Here is a 14,671-nt window from a genome sequence, read left to right on the forward strand (position 1 = left end):
CTCAGCTGGGCAAGGATCGGCTCATTTCACCACCACCAGGGGGGTGCCCACTTGCACCTTCTCAAACAGCTCGCGCACGTGCTCGTGGTACATACGCACGCAGCCGTTGGTCACAGCGGCGCGGGAGCTGACGGTCCAGGCCCAGGCGCTGGGGGTGCCGTGGATACCGTATTGGTTGAGCCCTTTGGTGTTGAAGCCGATCCAGCGATCGCCCAGGGGGCCATTCGGGCCGATCACCCCTTTCTTCTGACCCGACTTGGTGCTGACGTACTGGGGGTTGATCACCTTGTTGGTGACGTTGAAGGTGCCAAGCGGTGTGGGCGTGGCGGGATCACCGATCGCCACGGGCCAGGGACCGTAGACCTTGCCATCGCGCTCCAGACGAATCTCGCGCTTGCCCAAGGCCAGCAGAATCCTGGAGTTGCTCACCGGAGCCGCCTGGGGTGCGGCCGGATCTCCCAGCGCAGGAGGTGGGCCAGCGGGCGCAGGCGGGGCCGTCTGCAGGACCGCCGCCGGGCTGCCGATGGCCGGAGGGGCCGTGGCCGGGGCGCTGGGAATCGGTGCGGTGGGGGTGATGATGCCGCTGCCACTGGCCAGAGCCGAGAGGGACCCGGCGGAGCAGAGGGTGGCCAGGCCGGCGAACAGGCCAGCGGCCAGTCCGGAGGAGGCCAGCCACGGACGGGAATGGGTGAAGCGCATGCGTTGAATCAGAGCTGTGGAGGGGGGCCGACGACCGCGGTGAGCGGATCAGTTCACCAGTTTGGCGTCAATTTGCTCGAGATAGCGGGCCTCGCACTCCTTGACGATCCGCACGGCGTCCTGGGTGTTGAGATAGCCATTCACCTTGCAGGTGCCGGGCTTCTTCAGATCTTTGTAGTGCTCCCAGTAGTACTGGGTTTCCTTGAGCCAGTGGGCTCCCAGCTGCTCGTAGCTGGTGATGTGATCCATGCGCTTGTCATCGGCGAGCACAGCAATCACCTTGTCGTCCACCTCACCGCCGTCATCGAAGGTCATGATGCCGATGATTCGCGCTTCGACAAGGCTGCCGGGCACCAGCGGTTCGGTGACACCGATGATCTCGATGTCCAGCGGGTCACCGTCCTCGTCCCAGGTGCGGGGGATGCAGCCGTAGGCGAAGGGGTAGGAGAGCGAGGAGTAGCCGACCCGATCGAGCTTGAGATGGCCGGTTTCGGTGATCAGCTCGTACTTGTTGATGGTCATCGAGTTGAGCTCGACGATCGCATTCAGTCGCAGTTCGGCTTCATCGGCAAACGCCGGCAGCACATGCAGAAGGTTGAGCATGGTGCGGCTGGGGGCATGGTCGATGTTCGCCATGGGGCGTTGCAAAGCGGCTGCGGCGGCATCTTACGGACCCCGGGCAGGCTGGTTGCCGGCTCCAGCCCGCCACCTGCCCCACCTGCCTCCGCCCGCTCAGGCGCCCTCCAGCAGCCGATCCACCTTGCCCTCGAGGTAGCGCAGAAACGGGCCGGCGCTCAGGGGCGCCCCACTCACCTGGGCCACCAGCTCCTCGCCCTCGACGCTGCGGCCCAGGGGCCAGACCTGCTCCCCCAGCCAGTGCTGCAGGCGCAGCTCCTCGCCGGCGCCCACCACCGACTCGATCGGTCCGAGCTGCTGCTCCATCGTTTCGGCCAGCTGGGCACTGATCAGGTGGCCGAGTGCATAGGAGGGGAAGTAGCCGAACAGGCCTTCGGCCCAGTGGATGTCCTGCAGGCAACCCTCGGCATCGCGCTGGGGGCTAAGGCCCAGAAGCTCGCCCATGCGCCGGTTCCAGAGCTCGGGCAACTCCTCCACCGGCAGCCCCTGCTCCACCAGGGCCAGCTCCAGCTCGAAGCGCAGCACGATGTGCAGGCCGTAGGTGAGCTCGTCGGCCTCCACCCGGATCAGGCCCGGCCGCATCGGATTGAACCCTCGCCAGAACGCCTGGCTGCCGCCCCAGGGATCAGCGCCCAGAGCCCCGCTGAAGCGCGGATGCCAACGGGCCGCGAAGGCCTGACTGCGCGCCACCCGGCACTCCCAGAACAACGACTGCGATTCGTGCACCCCCATTGAGGTGGCCTCCCCCAGGGGCCAGGGGAAATAGTGGTCGTCTCCGCGGGGGAGCCCCTGCTCGTAGAGGGAGTGGCCCCACTCATGGGCGGTGGCCAGGAAGGCTGAGAAGGGTTGACCCGGCACCACCCGGGTGGTGATGCGGTAGTCGGCCGGGCCGAGGGTGCAGGAGAAGGGATGGGCCGAGCGCGAGCGCTGGCAGCGGCTGGGGTCGTAGCCCCAGCTCTCCAGCAGTTCAGCGCAGAGGCTCTCCTGGAGCGCCTCTGAAAGTTCCGCGGCCGGGGGTGTGCTGGTGCTGGATCCGCTGGCGGCTAGCACCCGCTCCAGCAGCAGCGGAATCCCAGCGCACAAGGGCCCAAACAGCTCCTGCAGGCGGGCTTTGCTGACGCCCGGCTCGAAGGGCTGGGCGAGGATTTCCCACGGGCTGCGAGAGGCCGGCTCGATCGGCGCCAGCTGGGCGGCCTGCTCGCGCCGTAGCTGCAGCAACTCCCCAAGAGCTGGCGCGAAGATCGCGAACTCATTGCGGCGCCGCGCCTCCTGCCAGACGGCGTTGCCCCGGGACTGGGCCCTGGCCAGAGAGGCCACCAGCTGGGGATCGAGGCTGCGCTGCCGCCCCAGCTCCTGGCGCAGCAGCTGCAGATTCCGCCGTGTGCTCCCGTGGTTGCTGTGATCCCCCGCTGCGGTGGGTTCTGCTGCCGCTTCGGCTTCGGCCGCCGCCACCAGGTCGGCATAGCTGTCGCTGCTCTGGCGCTCGTGCAGCTGGCTCGCCAGCAGGGCCAGCTGCTGACCCCGCCAGTCGGCGCCGGCCGGCGGCATCACCGTGTTCTGGTCGTAGTAGAGGGAGCTGCTGATGGAACCGAGAAGCCGGGTCTGATGCAGGTGCTCACGCAGGCGCCCAAGGGCCTGACCCGGCTGAGGCATGGAAACAGCTGCGGTGTGGTGGCCCCAAGCATGGCGCGCAGGTCAGCGGAAGCTGGCGAGGTACCTCAGGCAGCCGCTGCCCCAAGCGTTTGCCAGTGCAGCTCCATGGCCACCGAGCCCTCGAGGCTGCGCTTCACCGGGCAGCCCTCGGCAGCGCGCTGCAGCAGCCGGATCTGCTCCGGCGTGAGCTCAGCCGGCAGGATCACCCAGACCACGAGCCGCTCGATCTGGCGGACTCCGCCGCTGGTCATGGTTTTCTCCACCCGGGCGGTGCAGCCCTGCAGCGGGAGGCTGTGGCGTTCAGCCACGATCCCCATGATCGTCAGGATGCAGGTGGCCAGGGCCGTGGCCACCAGGTCGGTGGGGGAGAAACGTTCCCCCAGTCCCTGGTTGTCCGTGGGGGCGTCGGTGCTGAGCTGGGAGCCGGAGGGAGCATGGCTGGCACTGCAGCGCAGATCACCCTCGTACTGGCAGAGAATCGTGGTCATGGCCTCAGGGTCGGCTGAGCCGGAGTTGCAGCCTTCGCTGATCCTGACCGAGCCCTTTCTCAGCTGTGGTTTTATGGCGCGATTTCGCTAACTTGCAGCTCGAAGGCCCGTCCTGGTGGCCTCAGGGGCCGGCTCCATGTCCATGCTGCTGGCCGAGATCATCACCAGGGGGACTCTTGGAGGCGAGTCGGCCGTAGCCGGCCTCTCTAGGTCGATCCAGCTCTCGGTGGCGCCGGTGTTTCTGCTCACGAGCATCTCCGGTCTGATCGGGACGTTCAGCACGCGGCTGGCACGGATCATCGATCGCACCCGCTTCATTCAAGAGGCGATGGAGCGCGGTGATCTGGCCCAGGCCAAGCGCCTGCGCGAAGCCCTGGAGGTGCAGCGCCGCCGCACCTTTCTGATCAACCGCGCCATCCTCTGCACCACCGTCACCGCCCTGCTGGTGGCAGGAGTTGTGGCGGTGATGTTCATCAGTGCCGTGGCGGCGCTGGACCTGGCCGCCATCGTCGTGCCGGTGTTCGTGCTGGCGATGATCGCGCTGATCGTCGGTCTAGTGCTGTTCCTGCTGGAGGTGCAGCTGGCCATCCGCCAGAACCCCCGTCGTTACTACTGAAGGCAGAGGGAAGCCAAACCCATGGGCAGCGTCGACGCGGATGGATCTGCTGGATTTCTGGATCAGGCGGCGCAGTCTCGCCAGGAGGTGATGACCCTGCTGCAGAGCAGGAGCCTGATGGTGGTCAGCGGCCGTCGGCTGGTGATCTCGCTGCTCACCGGTGTGATCGGCGATCGCTGCCAGTGGTTCGGCTCTGCCACCGGTGAGGGTGAGGCGCTGGAGCTGTTGAGCAGGCGTCAGCCCCAGCTGCTGTTCGTGACCCACCCCCTGCGCTCGGGCAGCGGTCTGGAGCTGGTGCGACGCGCCAAGGCCCTGCACCCGAAGCTGCGCTGTCTGCTGTTTTTGGAGGAGGAATCTCCGCCCCTGGTGCGCGCTGCCCTGGAGGCCCACTGCGACGGCATCTGCTCTGATCAAGGCGTGGGCTTCGGCCATCTGGTGGCGGCGACCCGTGCCGTGCTCGGCGGCGGCTTCTACATGGAGCCCCAGCTGAGAGACCTGCTGGCCCGGGCCTGCCGCAGCAGCCTGGCGCCCACGGGCCCGGGGCTGAGCGAGCGGGAACTGGAAGTACTGGAGCTGGTGGTGCGGGGGTATCAGAACCCGCAGATCGCCAGCCGGTTGCACCTGTCGGTGGAAACGGTGCGCAGCCACCTCAAATCAGCCTTCCAGAAGCTGGGGGCCACAGGACGGGCCCAGGCCGCCGTGATGGCGGTGTGCCAGGGGCTGGTGAGCTGGCACCTCGACGAGCTGCCCTGAGCGGCCGGGAATCACTGGCGCCGGTTCACTTGCGCCGGCAGTAGCCGCCGCCCACATTCATCCAGCCGGAGGGGCAGGACTCACCGTCGCTGGGGGCCACCGAATAGGTGGTGACCCCAAGGGTGCTGCATTTGCCGTTGAACAGATCGACGTAGCCCAGGGGACACATGTCCTTGAGCTTGGGCACCACCTTCTGGGCCTGGGCCGGCACAGCCCAGGCCGCGATCGTCAGCGGGATGGCCAGGCTCAGCAGCAGCAACCAGCGGCGTGGGGATGCGGATGACGGAGCAGAGGGCATCGACGAAGGTCTGGGTCAGGTGAGATGAGCCTAGGTTTGGCGGGCCTGCTGAGGTGCTGGCGTCGGGCCCGACTCTGCAACAAGACACGACTCAGGGGTGACTCGCAGACAACTCCCCGATCAGGTCTTGATCAACCCCTGATCCATCCTTGACCCATCGATCCCGATGCTGCGTCAGCACCTCGACCGGCTTGAGCTCAGCGCAAGCGGCGAAGGCTTCCACGATCTGACCGAACAGCTCAGGGCCTGCCTGACGGCCAGCGGTCTGCAGCAGGGGGTGCTGCACCTGAGCGTGTTGCATTCGAGCTGCAGCCTCACCATGAATGTGAACGCCGCCCCCACCGGCGCCAGCTCTGCGCCCACTGGATCGGCAACTGAAGCGAGCACTGGCAGCAGATGCCGGACTCAGGGTTGGTCCTGGAGCGATCGGCCCCAGCACTGCCACAGCTCCATCAGCACCACCGAGTCGTCCAGGTTGGCGTGGGAGTGCACCACCAGGCCCCTCTGCTGCTCGCTGGCGCTGAGGGGTTCGGCCGTGCGCTGCTGATCCAGCAGCACCGCCAGATCGGCGTCGCTGGGGTCGTCATCGCGGTGTTCGCGCCGCTGCAGACGCTCTTTCAGCAGGGCCTCATCGGCCTTCAGTTCCAGCAGCAGGGGCAGCGCCCCCAGGCTGTGGGCCAGCTGGCTGGCGCGCTCCCGGCTGTCGGCCCTGAGGTGGGTGGCATCCAGCAGCACCCACTGGCCCCGGGCCAGGCTGGCGGCGGCGGCGGCGAGCAGGGCCTCCTCAGTGCGCTGATGGGCCTCGGGGCTGTAGAGGCTCTGGCGCTGTTCAGCTGAGGGGCGCTGCAGGGGGTTCAGTCCGTAGAGGCGTTTGCGGACCAGGTCGCTGCGCTGGTGGTCGGCCAACAGCCAGGGGGCCAGGCGGGTGGCCAGGTGGCTCTTGCCGCTGCCGGAGACGCCATGGAGCAGCACCAGCGCCGGCGGCTGCAGCCCGCGGTTGGCGTAGGCCAGGGCCAGGCTGAGATAGCGCCGCGCCATCGCCTCGGCGGCCTGGCGCTGGGGGCCGGGAATCTCCTTCTCGTCGCTGGTGGCGGCCTCCACCTTGGCCCGCACATGGGCGCGGTAGGCGCAGAAGAGCTGAAGCACGGCCGGCTCGATCACCGCTCCATAGCCCGCCAGCAGGGCGCCGCCGCGGTCGCCGTGGCCCGCCGCCTGCAAATCCATCAGCAGAAAGGCCAGGTCGGAGGCCCGGTCCACCTGGCGCAGATCGGCGTTGAACTCCACCCCGTCCACCACCGCCAGCACCGGCTCCAGCAGCACGTGCTCCAGGCGCAGATCGCCGTGGCCTTCCACCGCCTGCCCCGCCGCCAGCCGCTGGCGCAGGCGCAGGCGGCTGTGACGCAGGGCCCGGGCCAGGGCGCTCACCAGCAGCCCGTGCACCGCGAGAGGGAACAGCTGCGGCAGCGAGCGGCGGGTGGCGCGCACGTTGTTGCGCAGCACGGCCGCGAAGCGTCGATCGGCGCCCTTGGCCAGCTCCGCCGCCAGGGGGAATTGATCGTGGAAGCGGGCGATGCACTCCCCCAGCTCCTGGAGTTCCCCATCGCTGACACGGCCGCCCGCCAGGCGCGCCGCGAGGGTGGCCGTGGCGGCGAAGCGACGCATCACCACCACATGCTCTCCCCCCTCCCGCTCCTCGCCCAGGGCGCCGATGGCCAGTTCGCCGCTGGCAAGCCGCAGCACGGGCGCCACGCCGAGATAGAGATCAGGGGCCAGGCGGCGGTTGAGGCGCACCTCCTCGCGGCACCAGTGCAGCCGGCGCTCAGCGCTGCCGTAATCGAGCAGACCCCAGAAGCGCAGGGGCTTCTTGAGCTTGTAGGCGCGGTCTTTGGTGAGGAAGACCACGCTGATGTGGGTGTGGATCAGCTCCACCTGTCGCTGCTCAGCGGGCTGCTCCCCCCAGGCCTCCTCCGGGTAGGCCCCGGGGCGGGAGAGGGCGCTGATCAGCGCGGCCAGGGGGTCGGGAGTAGCGGATGTCACACCAGCTGGAAGCAATTGAACGCGGGGCGCCCTGTCTGGCTCCGTACGTTGCCTGCACAAGCGGCCTTCGCCCATGACCCAGCATCGCCCCCTCCGTTTCCGCACCCGGGCCTTCGCCCTTGGCGGGGCTCTCTGGTTGGCGGTGCTCACGGGCTGCGGCACCGCCCAGAACGCCGCGAATCCCGGCGCTGAAGGGAGTGGCACGGGGGCCAGTGACTCCAGCTCAGGCCAGGAGGTCAATGTCTATTCGGGGCGCCACTACAACACCGACAAAGAGCTCTACAAGCAGTTCACCGCCAAGACCGGCATCAAGGTGAACCTGCTGGAGGGCAAGGATGATGAGTTGATCGTGCGCCTCAAGAGCGAGGGCAAGGGCAGCCCCGCCGATGTGCTGGTGCTGGTGGATGCCGCCCGCATCCAGCGGGCGCGGCAGGAGGAGCTGTTCCAGCCGATCAACTCCGAGGCCCTCCAGCGCGATGTGCCCGCCAACCTGCGGGACCCAGGCGGCAGCTGGTTCGCCCTCACCCGCCGGGCCCGCCCGATCATGGTGAATCCGGCGCTGGTGGACCCCGCCAGCCTGGGGACCTACGCCGATCTGGCCAATCCAGCGCTGAAGGGCAAGCTCTGCCTGCGCAACCGCGCCAGTGTCTACAACCAGTCGTTGGTGGCCGACATCCTGGCTCAGAAGGGTGCTGCCGCCACCACCACCTGGCTGCAGGGTCTGGTGGCGAATGTATTGCCCCCCTTCTTCACCAGCGACACGCCGATGCTGCGGGCGCTCGGGCGGGGGGACTGCGGCGTGACGGTGGCCAATCAGTATTATCTGGCCCGCATGCTCTCGACTGAGGCCAAAGCGGAGGATCGGGCCCTGGCGCAGAAGATCAAGGTGGTCTTCCCCAAGCCCACACACGTGAACATCACCGCCGCCGGTGTCACCCGCCATGCCAAAAACCCACAGGCAGCCACCCGCTTGATCGAATTTCTGGTGTCCCCCAGTTCCGGCAAGGGTTACGCCGCCGCCAACAACGAATATCCCCTGAAGGGATTTGGCGATAACCCGATCCTCAACGGCTTCGGGACCTTCGAGCCCTCGCCGGTGAGCGCCGATCAACTGGCCCGCGGCAACCGTGAGGCCAACGCCCTGATGGTGGAAACAGGCTGGAAGTGACCCTGCTGGCCTCCACACCGCTGAATCGCGTCAGCAGGTCTCAGCGGCCTGCCCTCACCGCCGTGGTGGTGGTGATCGGCGTGCTGGCGCTGCTGCCGCTAGCGGCACTGCTGCGCGATGCCGCACTCCAGCCAGCTGCGGTGGGCGGCCTGGGGCTGGGTGTCGATGGCGCCGAGCAGATCCGCGGCACCCTGCTGCTGGTGCTGGGGGAAGGGGTGTGCGGGGCGGTGGTCGGCACCACCATCGGCTGGCTCACGGCCGCCTGCCGCTTCCCCGGCCGCCGCTGGCTGCGCATCGCCCAGCTGCTGCCACTGGCCTTTCCGGCTTATCTGCTAGCCGCCAGCCTGATCGACTGGGGCAGCAGCCACAGCCTGCGCATCCACGGGCTGGGCTGGGCAGTGCTGCTGCTGAGCCTGGCGAACTACAGCTATGTGTTCCTGCTGAGCACCGAGAGCTTCTCGATCACCGGCGGCCAGCTGCTGGAGGCCAGCTGCAGCCTGGGGGTGGGCCCCTGGCAAGCCTTCCGGCGGGTGGCGCTGCCGATCGCCCTGCCGGCCATCGGCGCCGGCGTGGCCCTGAGCGCCATGGAGGTGGTCAATGAGCTGGGAGCGGTGCGGCTGCTGGGGGTGCCCAGCCTCTCGGCGGGCATCCTCGATCGCTGGCAGGTGGAGGGGGATCCCCGCGGAGCGGCGCTGCTGTCGCTGATGGCCCTGGCGATCGTGCTGGTGCTGGTGGCGGCCGAGCGCTCCTTGCGCCGGCGCAGCCGCCGCTGGACTCTCGGCCATGCCAATGCTGAGGCCCAGGCCTACGTGCTCAGCGGCTGGCGGGCCCTGCTGGCCCAGCTGATCTCGGCGCTGCCGCCGCTGCTGGCCCTGGCCATTCCGCTGGTGTGGGTGGCCGAGGGCTGGCGCAACCTGCTGGAGGAGCCGCTGATGGAGCAGCTGGTGCTGGCGGGCCGCAGCCTCGGCCTGGCGTTGGTGGCCACCCTGCTGACGGCGCTGGCGGCGCTGCTGCTATCGATCATTCGCCGCTGGAGCCCCCGGCTGGCGGTGCGCCAGCTCAGTTTCGTGGCGGGGATGGGTTACGCGGTTCCCGGCAGCGTGATGGCCCTGGGGCTGATGCTGCTGGGGGGTCCGTGGGCCCTCAGTCCCTTGCTGCTGCTGATCTGGGGCTACGGGGTGCGCTTCATGGCCGTGTCGAAGCAGGGCCTCGACGCCGGCCTGGAGCGGATCCCCCCCAGCATCGATGAATCGGCCACCAGCCTGGGCTGCAGCTGGACCGAGGTGCTGTGGCGGGTGCACCTGCCGCTCCTGCGCGGTCCGGTGCTGGTGGGGGGACTGATGGTGTTCGTGGATGTGGTCAAGGAGCTGCCGCTCACCCTCTCGCTGCGCCCCTTTGATTTCGACACACTGGCCGTGCGGGTGTTCCAGTACGCCAGTGATGAGCGGGTGGGGGCGGCGATGGCGCCGGCCCTGGTGATCATGGCCCTGGGACTGGTGGCCTCACTGGCCCTGATCCCCACCCTCGAGAGCCGCGACTGAACCATCGCTGCAGCCGGCCAGCCGGCGCGGGGCCAGGCGGGCCAGGCGGTTGGCCTGCAGGGGGTTGAAGTTGTCGTCGCTCACCAGCAGCAGGGTGGGGCGCCCATCGGCCAGGGGCGCCCCCAGGGCCAGGCCCTCCCAGTTGTCGGGGGGCAGACCGATGGCCAGCAGATCCCAGCGGGCCAGGGGCTCTTGCGCGGTTCCGGCTGGCCCCGGCGCGGGCAGCAGCAGCAGCTGGGCCCACCAGCTGGCGGGCGGCTCAAAGCCCCGCACCAGGCCCAGCAGGCCGCCGCCGGGGGCAGCGAGCAGCTCGGTGAGTCCCCAGTGGGGGGCGGGCAACGGCAGGCGCAGGGAGCCCACGGGGCGGAAGCCACCGGGGCCGTGCTCCAGCAGGCGCAGCTGATCGTGGGAGTCCTGGAGCAAGGGGCGCTCGGCTGCCAACAGAAGGGTGAAGGGCAAGCCCGGCAGGCGGGTGAGCGATTCGGGCCCGAGGTTGGCGCCCAGTCCCTGGCCGGGGGCGGCCCGCCAGGCCTGCGGCAGCAGCAGGGCCTCGCGCAGCCGGCCGCTGCGGCGATCGAAGCGCAGCAGCTGGCCCGGACGGAGGGGAGTGCGGCGTTCCTCGCTCACGATCCAGAGGTCATCGCCATCCAGCACCAGACCTTCGCCATCGAGGGGGGCCGCAAAGGGATCGCCGTTGGCGTCGCGCAGGGGCAGGCGTTCCCCCAGGCGCAGGGGCCGCTGGCCCAGCCCTGAAAGATCCCAGATGGGGACCAACTCGGGCTCTTCGCGGTCGCTGAGCAGCCAGAGGCTGCCATCGCCTGGATCGACGGCGGCGGCAGAGAAGCCCCCCAGGCTGCGGCCATCGGCGGCCCTGAAGGGCAGCACGCCTTGGCCCACCAGCTCCCAGCCGGCGGAGGGCGGGCAGGGGAGAAGGGGGATCAGGCGGCGGCCAGGGGAGCGGACTCCACCAGGGAGGGCGCCAGGCGCAGGCCGGGTTCACCGACTGGGGCTTCCAGCAGCTGGGCCTGGCGGATGCGCGAGATCAGCCGGGTGGTGGTGACGCGGGTGGTGCCGATCAGCTCACCGATGCGCTCGTGGGTGAGGCGGAAGGGCAGGTCGCACCAGGGGCCGCAGCGGCGGCCGAGGCGGCGCACCAGCAGGCCGAAGAGAGCGTGCAGCCGCTGCTCGGCCGAGCCGAGGTGACGGATGCGCAGCAGCTGCAGCGTCCATTCGTTGACGGGATCGAAGCCACTGTCGGAGACGGCTTCGGTTTCGGAGCGGAAGCAGAGGGGGGTGAGGGCTTCGACGCAGACGCCCTCACTGCAGAGGCGGTCGGTGCGCAGCTGGTCGCCAGGCTGGAGGAAGGCCAGGGTCATGCCCTCGGTTTCCTCGCAGGGGCAGTAGACGCGGGCGATGCCTTCGAGCACCTCGATGGAACTGCCGCCGGGGCGCAGGGTTGGATCGAGCAGGACGGTCTGGCCGATCGGCATCCGCACGCAGGAGAGGGGCTGATCGGGCAGGAAACGGAAGCTCACGGAACCGTCACTATTGCGAATGACTCGCAATCTAAACAGCAGGGGCGCCCTTTTGCAATCAGTTCTCAATAACAGCCCCAGTTGAAAGGCGCCGCCGCCCTGGCACCGGTCGTGACTGGACCCTGGACTGTGCCTTTTGGCCCCTGCCCCGGTGCCCCCGGAACCATGGGCCCACCTTCGCCGGGCCCAGTCTTGGGCTCGTTGCCGCATTACTGCGATGCTCAGACTCCACGGCGATCGCGCCACTCTTCTTGCCGCCCTCACGGCTCACTGGGCCGATCAGCAACTTGGCCTACCTGGGGTGCCGCTCAGGCGGGTTCGCCGGCTGCGCAGCGAGGACAGAGGGCCCGCACGTTGAGCACGCACTCAATCAGGCGGAAGCCGTGGCTGCCGGCGGCCTGACGGCCCTCGTCGAGCACAACACTGCTCTCGAATTCCTCGGTGCGGCCGCAGCCCACACAGACCAGATGGTGGTGATCGCGGTGGCCGTCGCTGGCCAGCTCGAAGCGGCGGCCCCCTTCCGGTAACTCCAGTTCCCGCAGCAGGTCCATCGAACTGAGCAGGCGCAGGCTGCGGTACACCGTGGCCAGGGACACCCGCTCCTCCGCCCGCAGCAGGCGCTGGTGCACCTCCTCGGCGCTGAGGTGGCTGCCCTCACCGATGCGCTCGAACAGGGAGAGCACCTTCTGGCGCTGGGGCGTGAGCCGCTGGCCCCGCCCATGCAGGCTGGAGCGCAGCTCGGTGGCCGGTGCCGTGAGTGGTGGTGTGGCTGGGGCGAGGCCCGCGCTGGCTGGCGATCGGGATGGCAGTGGATCACCCCGTACGGCGGAGATGACTCTAACCCGCTCTTCTCAACTGTTGCCGTAATTGCGAATCTTGACTTCAGGCATCAGCGGAAGTAGCGGGCCGCCGCGGTCGCTCCAGCGACCCATCCAGCCGGGCCGTGAGGGCTGCCAGCAGATCCGCTGCCGTGACCACCAGCCGGTAGCTCAGAGCCACCGCCAGCAGCGGGGCCTCCGCCACCTGACCGCCCAGCTGCACCAGCAGCACCGCCTCGAACACCCCCAGTCCGCCAGGGGCACCGGGCACCACCAGGCCGGCCGTCCAGGCCAGGGCAAAGCCCAGCAGCCAGGGGGCCCAGGGCAGCGAGAGCTGCTGATCAAAGGCCAGCACACAGGCCGCAAAACCCCCGAAGCGCAGCAGCACAAACAGGCCCAGCACCAGCAGTGGCACCAGCGGGTAGCCGGGCAACAGGACACCTCCTGCAGCGGGATCCTGGGGCGGTAGGGCCGAGGACTCCAACCCTCTGGCCGCTTGAGCCCTGGTCAGTTGGCGCTCGCGGGAGCGCTCGAGGCGTTGCAGCAGCGGCTGAAACCAGCGCGGCACCAGCAGCAGCAGGGGCAGCAGGCCCAGCAGGGGCCAGCCCGCCCTCCAGCCCGCCGCCGCCGCGATCGCCAGGGCGGCGCTGGCGGCGAGGAGCGGATCCAGCAGGGTGGCCGCCAGGGCGAGGGGTGTGGCCACCGCCGAAGTGGGGGCCCTCAGCAGGCGATCGCCCTGGCCCAGCAGGCGCACCCGCTCCGCCAGGTGCCAGATGCCGCCGGGCAGGTATTTGAGCAGGTTGGTGCTCAGATACGCGCGCACGCTCAGTCCCCAGCGGGGCCGCAGGCGGAACCAGCGCAGGCCCACAGCCCAGCCCAGGCCATTGATCACCAGGCTGAACAGGCTCAGCCCCACACCGATCACCAGCCAGAGCCAGCCCTGGGGATCCAGGCGCTGGGCCAGCACCTGCTCGGTGTTGCCCTTGAGCGCGGCCAGCAGAAAGCCCAGGCTGAGCAGCGTCACCCAGAAGCGGGCCCCACCAGGAAGGCGCAGCCAGGGCGGCAGAGCTGCCAGAGGCTTGAACCACTGCTTGAGGAGCGATAGAGGGCGCTGGATCTGGGCCATCAGCGACGACAACAGCTGCTGGGGGGCGGGCATCAGCTGGTTTCGGGCGGAGCGAGATCATTGTCGGTGGCCATGGCGCAGGCGCCAGCCATGGCCTCGGCTACCACCTGGCGCACCTGGGCGAGGCTGAGGCCATGGCCTCGGGCCAGTGCCGCGAGGTCGTCGAATTCGCTCTTGTAGCGGGGCGGGGCGCCAGCTCGTTCCACCCACTTCACCCGCACCTCCCCCAGGGGGGTGACCAGGCTGTGGCTGCGGCGGGGCAGGGCCCAGCGCTGCTGCAGCTGCTCGCGCAGGCCGAGGCTGCTGCTGTGGCGCCACCAGATCTCGCGCAGGGCAGCGGCCTGATCCGGCCAGCCCAACACCGTGAGCAGCACCCCCGGGCGGCCTTTCTTCATGCCGATAGCCGTGCTGAACACCTCCAGGGCCCCAGCGGTGCGCAGTTCCTCCATCAGAAAGGCCAGGTCCTCGGGGCTGGCGTCATCGATCTGGGCCTGCTGCTGCAGCACCGTTTCCAGCTGGGGCGAGTCCAGGGGGGGTGCTAGGGCCTCAGGGCCGGGGCTGCCGCCGGCAACCGCTGCTCCAAGCCAGAGGCGCAGCAGGTTGGGGCGATCCAGCACCCGGTGGCCGAGACCGATCCCCACCTGCTGGGGCACCAGGGCTGGCGCCACCGCGAAGTGCTCCGCCCAGCAGGCCATCAGGGCCAGGCCCGTGGGGGTGGTGAGTTCACCGGCGGGAAATCCCTCGGCGCTGGCCAGGGGGATGGCGCGGCGGCGGGCCAGCTCCAGCACCGCCGGCGCCGGCAGGGGCAAGCGGCCGTGGGCTGTGGAAACGCTGCCGTGGCCGGCGGGAGGAGGGGCGCAGATCAGATGCTCCACTTGAAGGTGCAGCAGGCCGGCGCAGACGCCCACCACATCGACGAGGGCATCGAGGGCGCCCACCTCATGGAAATGCACCTGCTCCGGAGGCTGGCCGTGCACAGCCCCCTCGGCGTCGGCCAGCAGGCCAAACACCGCCAGCACCCGCTGGCGGAGGGGGGGCTCCAGGGCGCTGCCGCTGATCAGCTGCCGCAGGCTGCCCCAGGAGCGGTGGGGGGGATCCGGCTCGAGGGTTTCGACCGTGAGGCGTCGCCCGCGCAGGCCGCCGCTACGGGCCTCTCCATGCTGGAGGCGGTAGCGGCCCTCCAGACCCAGCTGGGCCAGGGGCTGATGGATCACGTCTTCGGGCAGCCCCAGGTCGAGCAGGGCGGCCAGGAGCATGTCGCCGGCCAGACCGGTGGGGCAATCCAGAAAGGCCTGGGGCATCG

The 14,671-nt window shown here is 69.4% G+C and carries 15 protein-coding genes; 4 read left to right on the top strand and 11 right to left on the bottom strand.

Going from position 1 to position 14,671, the window contains the following annotated elements:
- Nucleotides 1–21: 21 nt before the first annotated feature.
- The 4 genes from KBY67_RS01275 to KBY67_RS01290 form a co-directional block, all read right to left on the bottom strand.
- Complete coding sequence (locus KBY67_RS01275; RefSeq protein ID WP_255107790.1) at nt 22–699, bottom strand: L,D-transpeptidase; 678 nt, start codon at nt 697–699, stop codon at nt 22–24.
- Nucleotides 700–747: 48 nt separating this feature from the next.
- Complete coding sequence (locus KBY67_RS01280) at nt 748–1,335, bottom strand: inorganic diphosphatase (protein ID WP_255107792.1); 588 nt, start codon at nt 1,333–1,335, stop codon at nt 748–750.
- Nucleotides 1,336–1,431: 96 nt separating this feature from the next.
- Entirely contained in the window at nt 1,432–2,988 is a 1,557-nt protein-coding gene (locus KBY67_RS01285) for a carboxypeptidase M32 (RefSeq protein ID WP_255107794.1), read from the bottom strand.
- Nucleotides 2,989–3,053: 65 nt separating this feature from the next.
- The gene (locus KBY67_RS01290; protein WP_255107797.1) at nt 3,054–3,476 is read right to left on the bottom strand and encodes an OsmC family protein; all 423 of its coding nucleotides are present in this window, start codon (nt 3,474–3,476) and stop codon (nt 3,054–3,056) included.
- 136 nt (nt 3,477–3,612) lie between these two features.
- Here KBY67_RS01290 and KBY67_RS01295 point away from each other — a divergent pair, with 136 nt between their 5' ends.
- Nucleotides 3,613–4,092: a DUF2721 domain-containing protein gene (locus tag KBY67_RS01295; protein WP_315855536.1), complete on the top strand. Its 480-nt coding sequence runs from the start codon at nt 3,613–3,615 to the stop codon at nt 4,090–4,092.
- Between the two features lie 21 nt (nt 4,093–4,113).
- Nucleotides 4,114–4,845: a response regulator transcription factor gene (locus KBY67_RS01300; protein WP_255107799.1), complete on the top strand. Its 732-nt coding sequence runs from the start codon at nt 4,114–4,116 to the stop codon at nt 4,843–4,845.
- 25 nt (nt 4,846–4,870) lie between these two features.
- Here the strand turns inward: KBY67_RS01300 and KBY67_RS01305 are convergent, their stop codons facing one another.
- Nucleotides 4,871–5,143, bottom strand: coding sequence for a hypothetical protein (locus tag KBY67_RS01305; RefSeq protein WP_255107801.1), 273 nt, complete (start codon nt 5,141–5,143; stop codon nt 4,871–4,873).
- Between the two features lie 405 nt (nt 5,144–5,548).
- On the bottom strand, nt 5,549–7,180 hold the full coding sequence (locus tag KBY67_RS14725) for a bifunctional aminoglycoside phosphotransferase/ATP-binding protein (RefSeq protein WP_255107803.1): 1,632 nt from the start codon (nt 7,178–7,180) through the stop codon (nt 5,549–5,551).
- 73 nt (nt 7,181–7,253) lie between these two features.
- Between KBY67_RS14725 and KBY67_RS01315 the strand changes: the two genes are divergently transcribed.
- Entirely contained in the window at nt 7,254–8,348 is a 1,095-nt protein-coding gene (locus KBY67_RS01315) for an extracellular solute-binding protein (RefSeq protein ID WP_255107805.1), read from the top strand.
- Nucleotides 8,345–9,889, top strand: a complete 1,545-nt coding sequence (locus tag KBY67_RS01320) for an iron ABC transporter permease (RefSeq protein WP_255107806.1) — start codon at nt 8,345–8,347, stop codon at nt 9,887–9,889. The genes KBY67_RS01315 and KBY67_RS01320 overlap by 4 nt, the downstream gene beginning before the upstream one ends.
- Here the strand turns inward: KBY67_RS01320 and KBY67_RS01325 are convergent.
- From KBY67_RS01325 to larC, 5 genes are all read right to left on the bottom strand, one after another.
- On the bottom strand, nt 9,851–10,786 hold the full coding sequence (locus KBY67_RS01325; RefSeq protein ID WP_255107808.1) for an esterase-like activity of phytase family protein: 936 nt from the start codon (nt 10,784–10,786) through the stop codon (nt 9,851–9,853). The two genes, KBY67_RS01320 and KBY67_RS01325, sit on opposite strands and share 39 nt — an antisense overlap.
- 41 nt (nt 10,787–10,827) lie before the next feature.
- The gene (locus tag KBY67_RS01330; RefSeq protein ID WP_255107810.1) at nt 10,828–11,424 is read right to left on the bottom strand and encodes a helix-turn-helix domain-containing protein; all 597 of its coding nucleotides are present in this window, start codon (nt 11,422–11,424) and stop codon (nt 10,828–10,830) included.
- A 308-nt stretch (nt 11,425–11,732) separates the two neighbouring features.
- Nucleotides 11,733–12,233 carry a Fur family transcriptional regulator gene (locus KBY67_RS01335; protein WP_399213687.1) on the bottom strand — a complete coding sequence of 167 codons (501 nt, stop codon included), beginning with the start codon at nt 12,231–12,233 and terminating at the stop codon, nt 11,733–11,735.
- A 73-nt stretch (nt 12,234–12,306) separates the two neighbouring features.
- Nucleotides 12,307–13,401 carry a lysylphosphatidylglycerol synthase domain-containing protein gene (locus KBY67_RS01340; RefSeq protein WP_255107812.1) on the bottom strand — a complete coding sequence of 365 codons (1,095 nt, stop codon included), beginning with the start codon at nt 13,399–13,401 and terminating at the stop codon, nt 12,307–12,309.
- Nucleotides 13,401–14,669 carry a nickel pincer cofactor biosynthesis protein LarC gene (gene larC / locus KBY67_RS01345; RefSeq protein ID WP_255107814.1) on the bottom strand — a complete coding sequence of 423 codons (1,269 nt, stop codon included), beginning with the start codon at nt 14,667–14,669 and terminating at the stop codon, nt 13,401–13,403. Before larC ends, KBY67_RS01340 begins: the two co-directional genes overlap by 1 nt.
- Between the last annotated feature and the right edge of the window lie 2 nt (nt 14,670–14,671).

Source organism: Synechococcus sp. RedBA-s (assembly GCF_024345495.1).
GTDB lineage: Bacteria > Cyanobacteriota > Cyanobacteriia > PCC-6307 > Cyanobiaceae > Regnicoccus_A.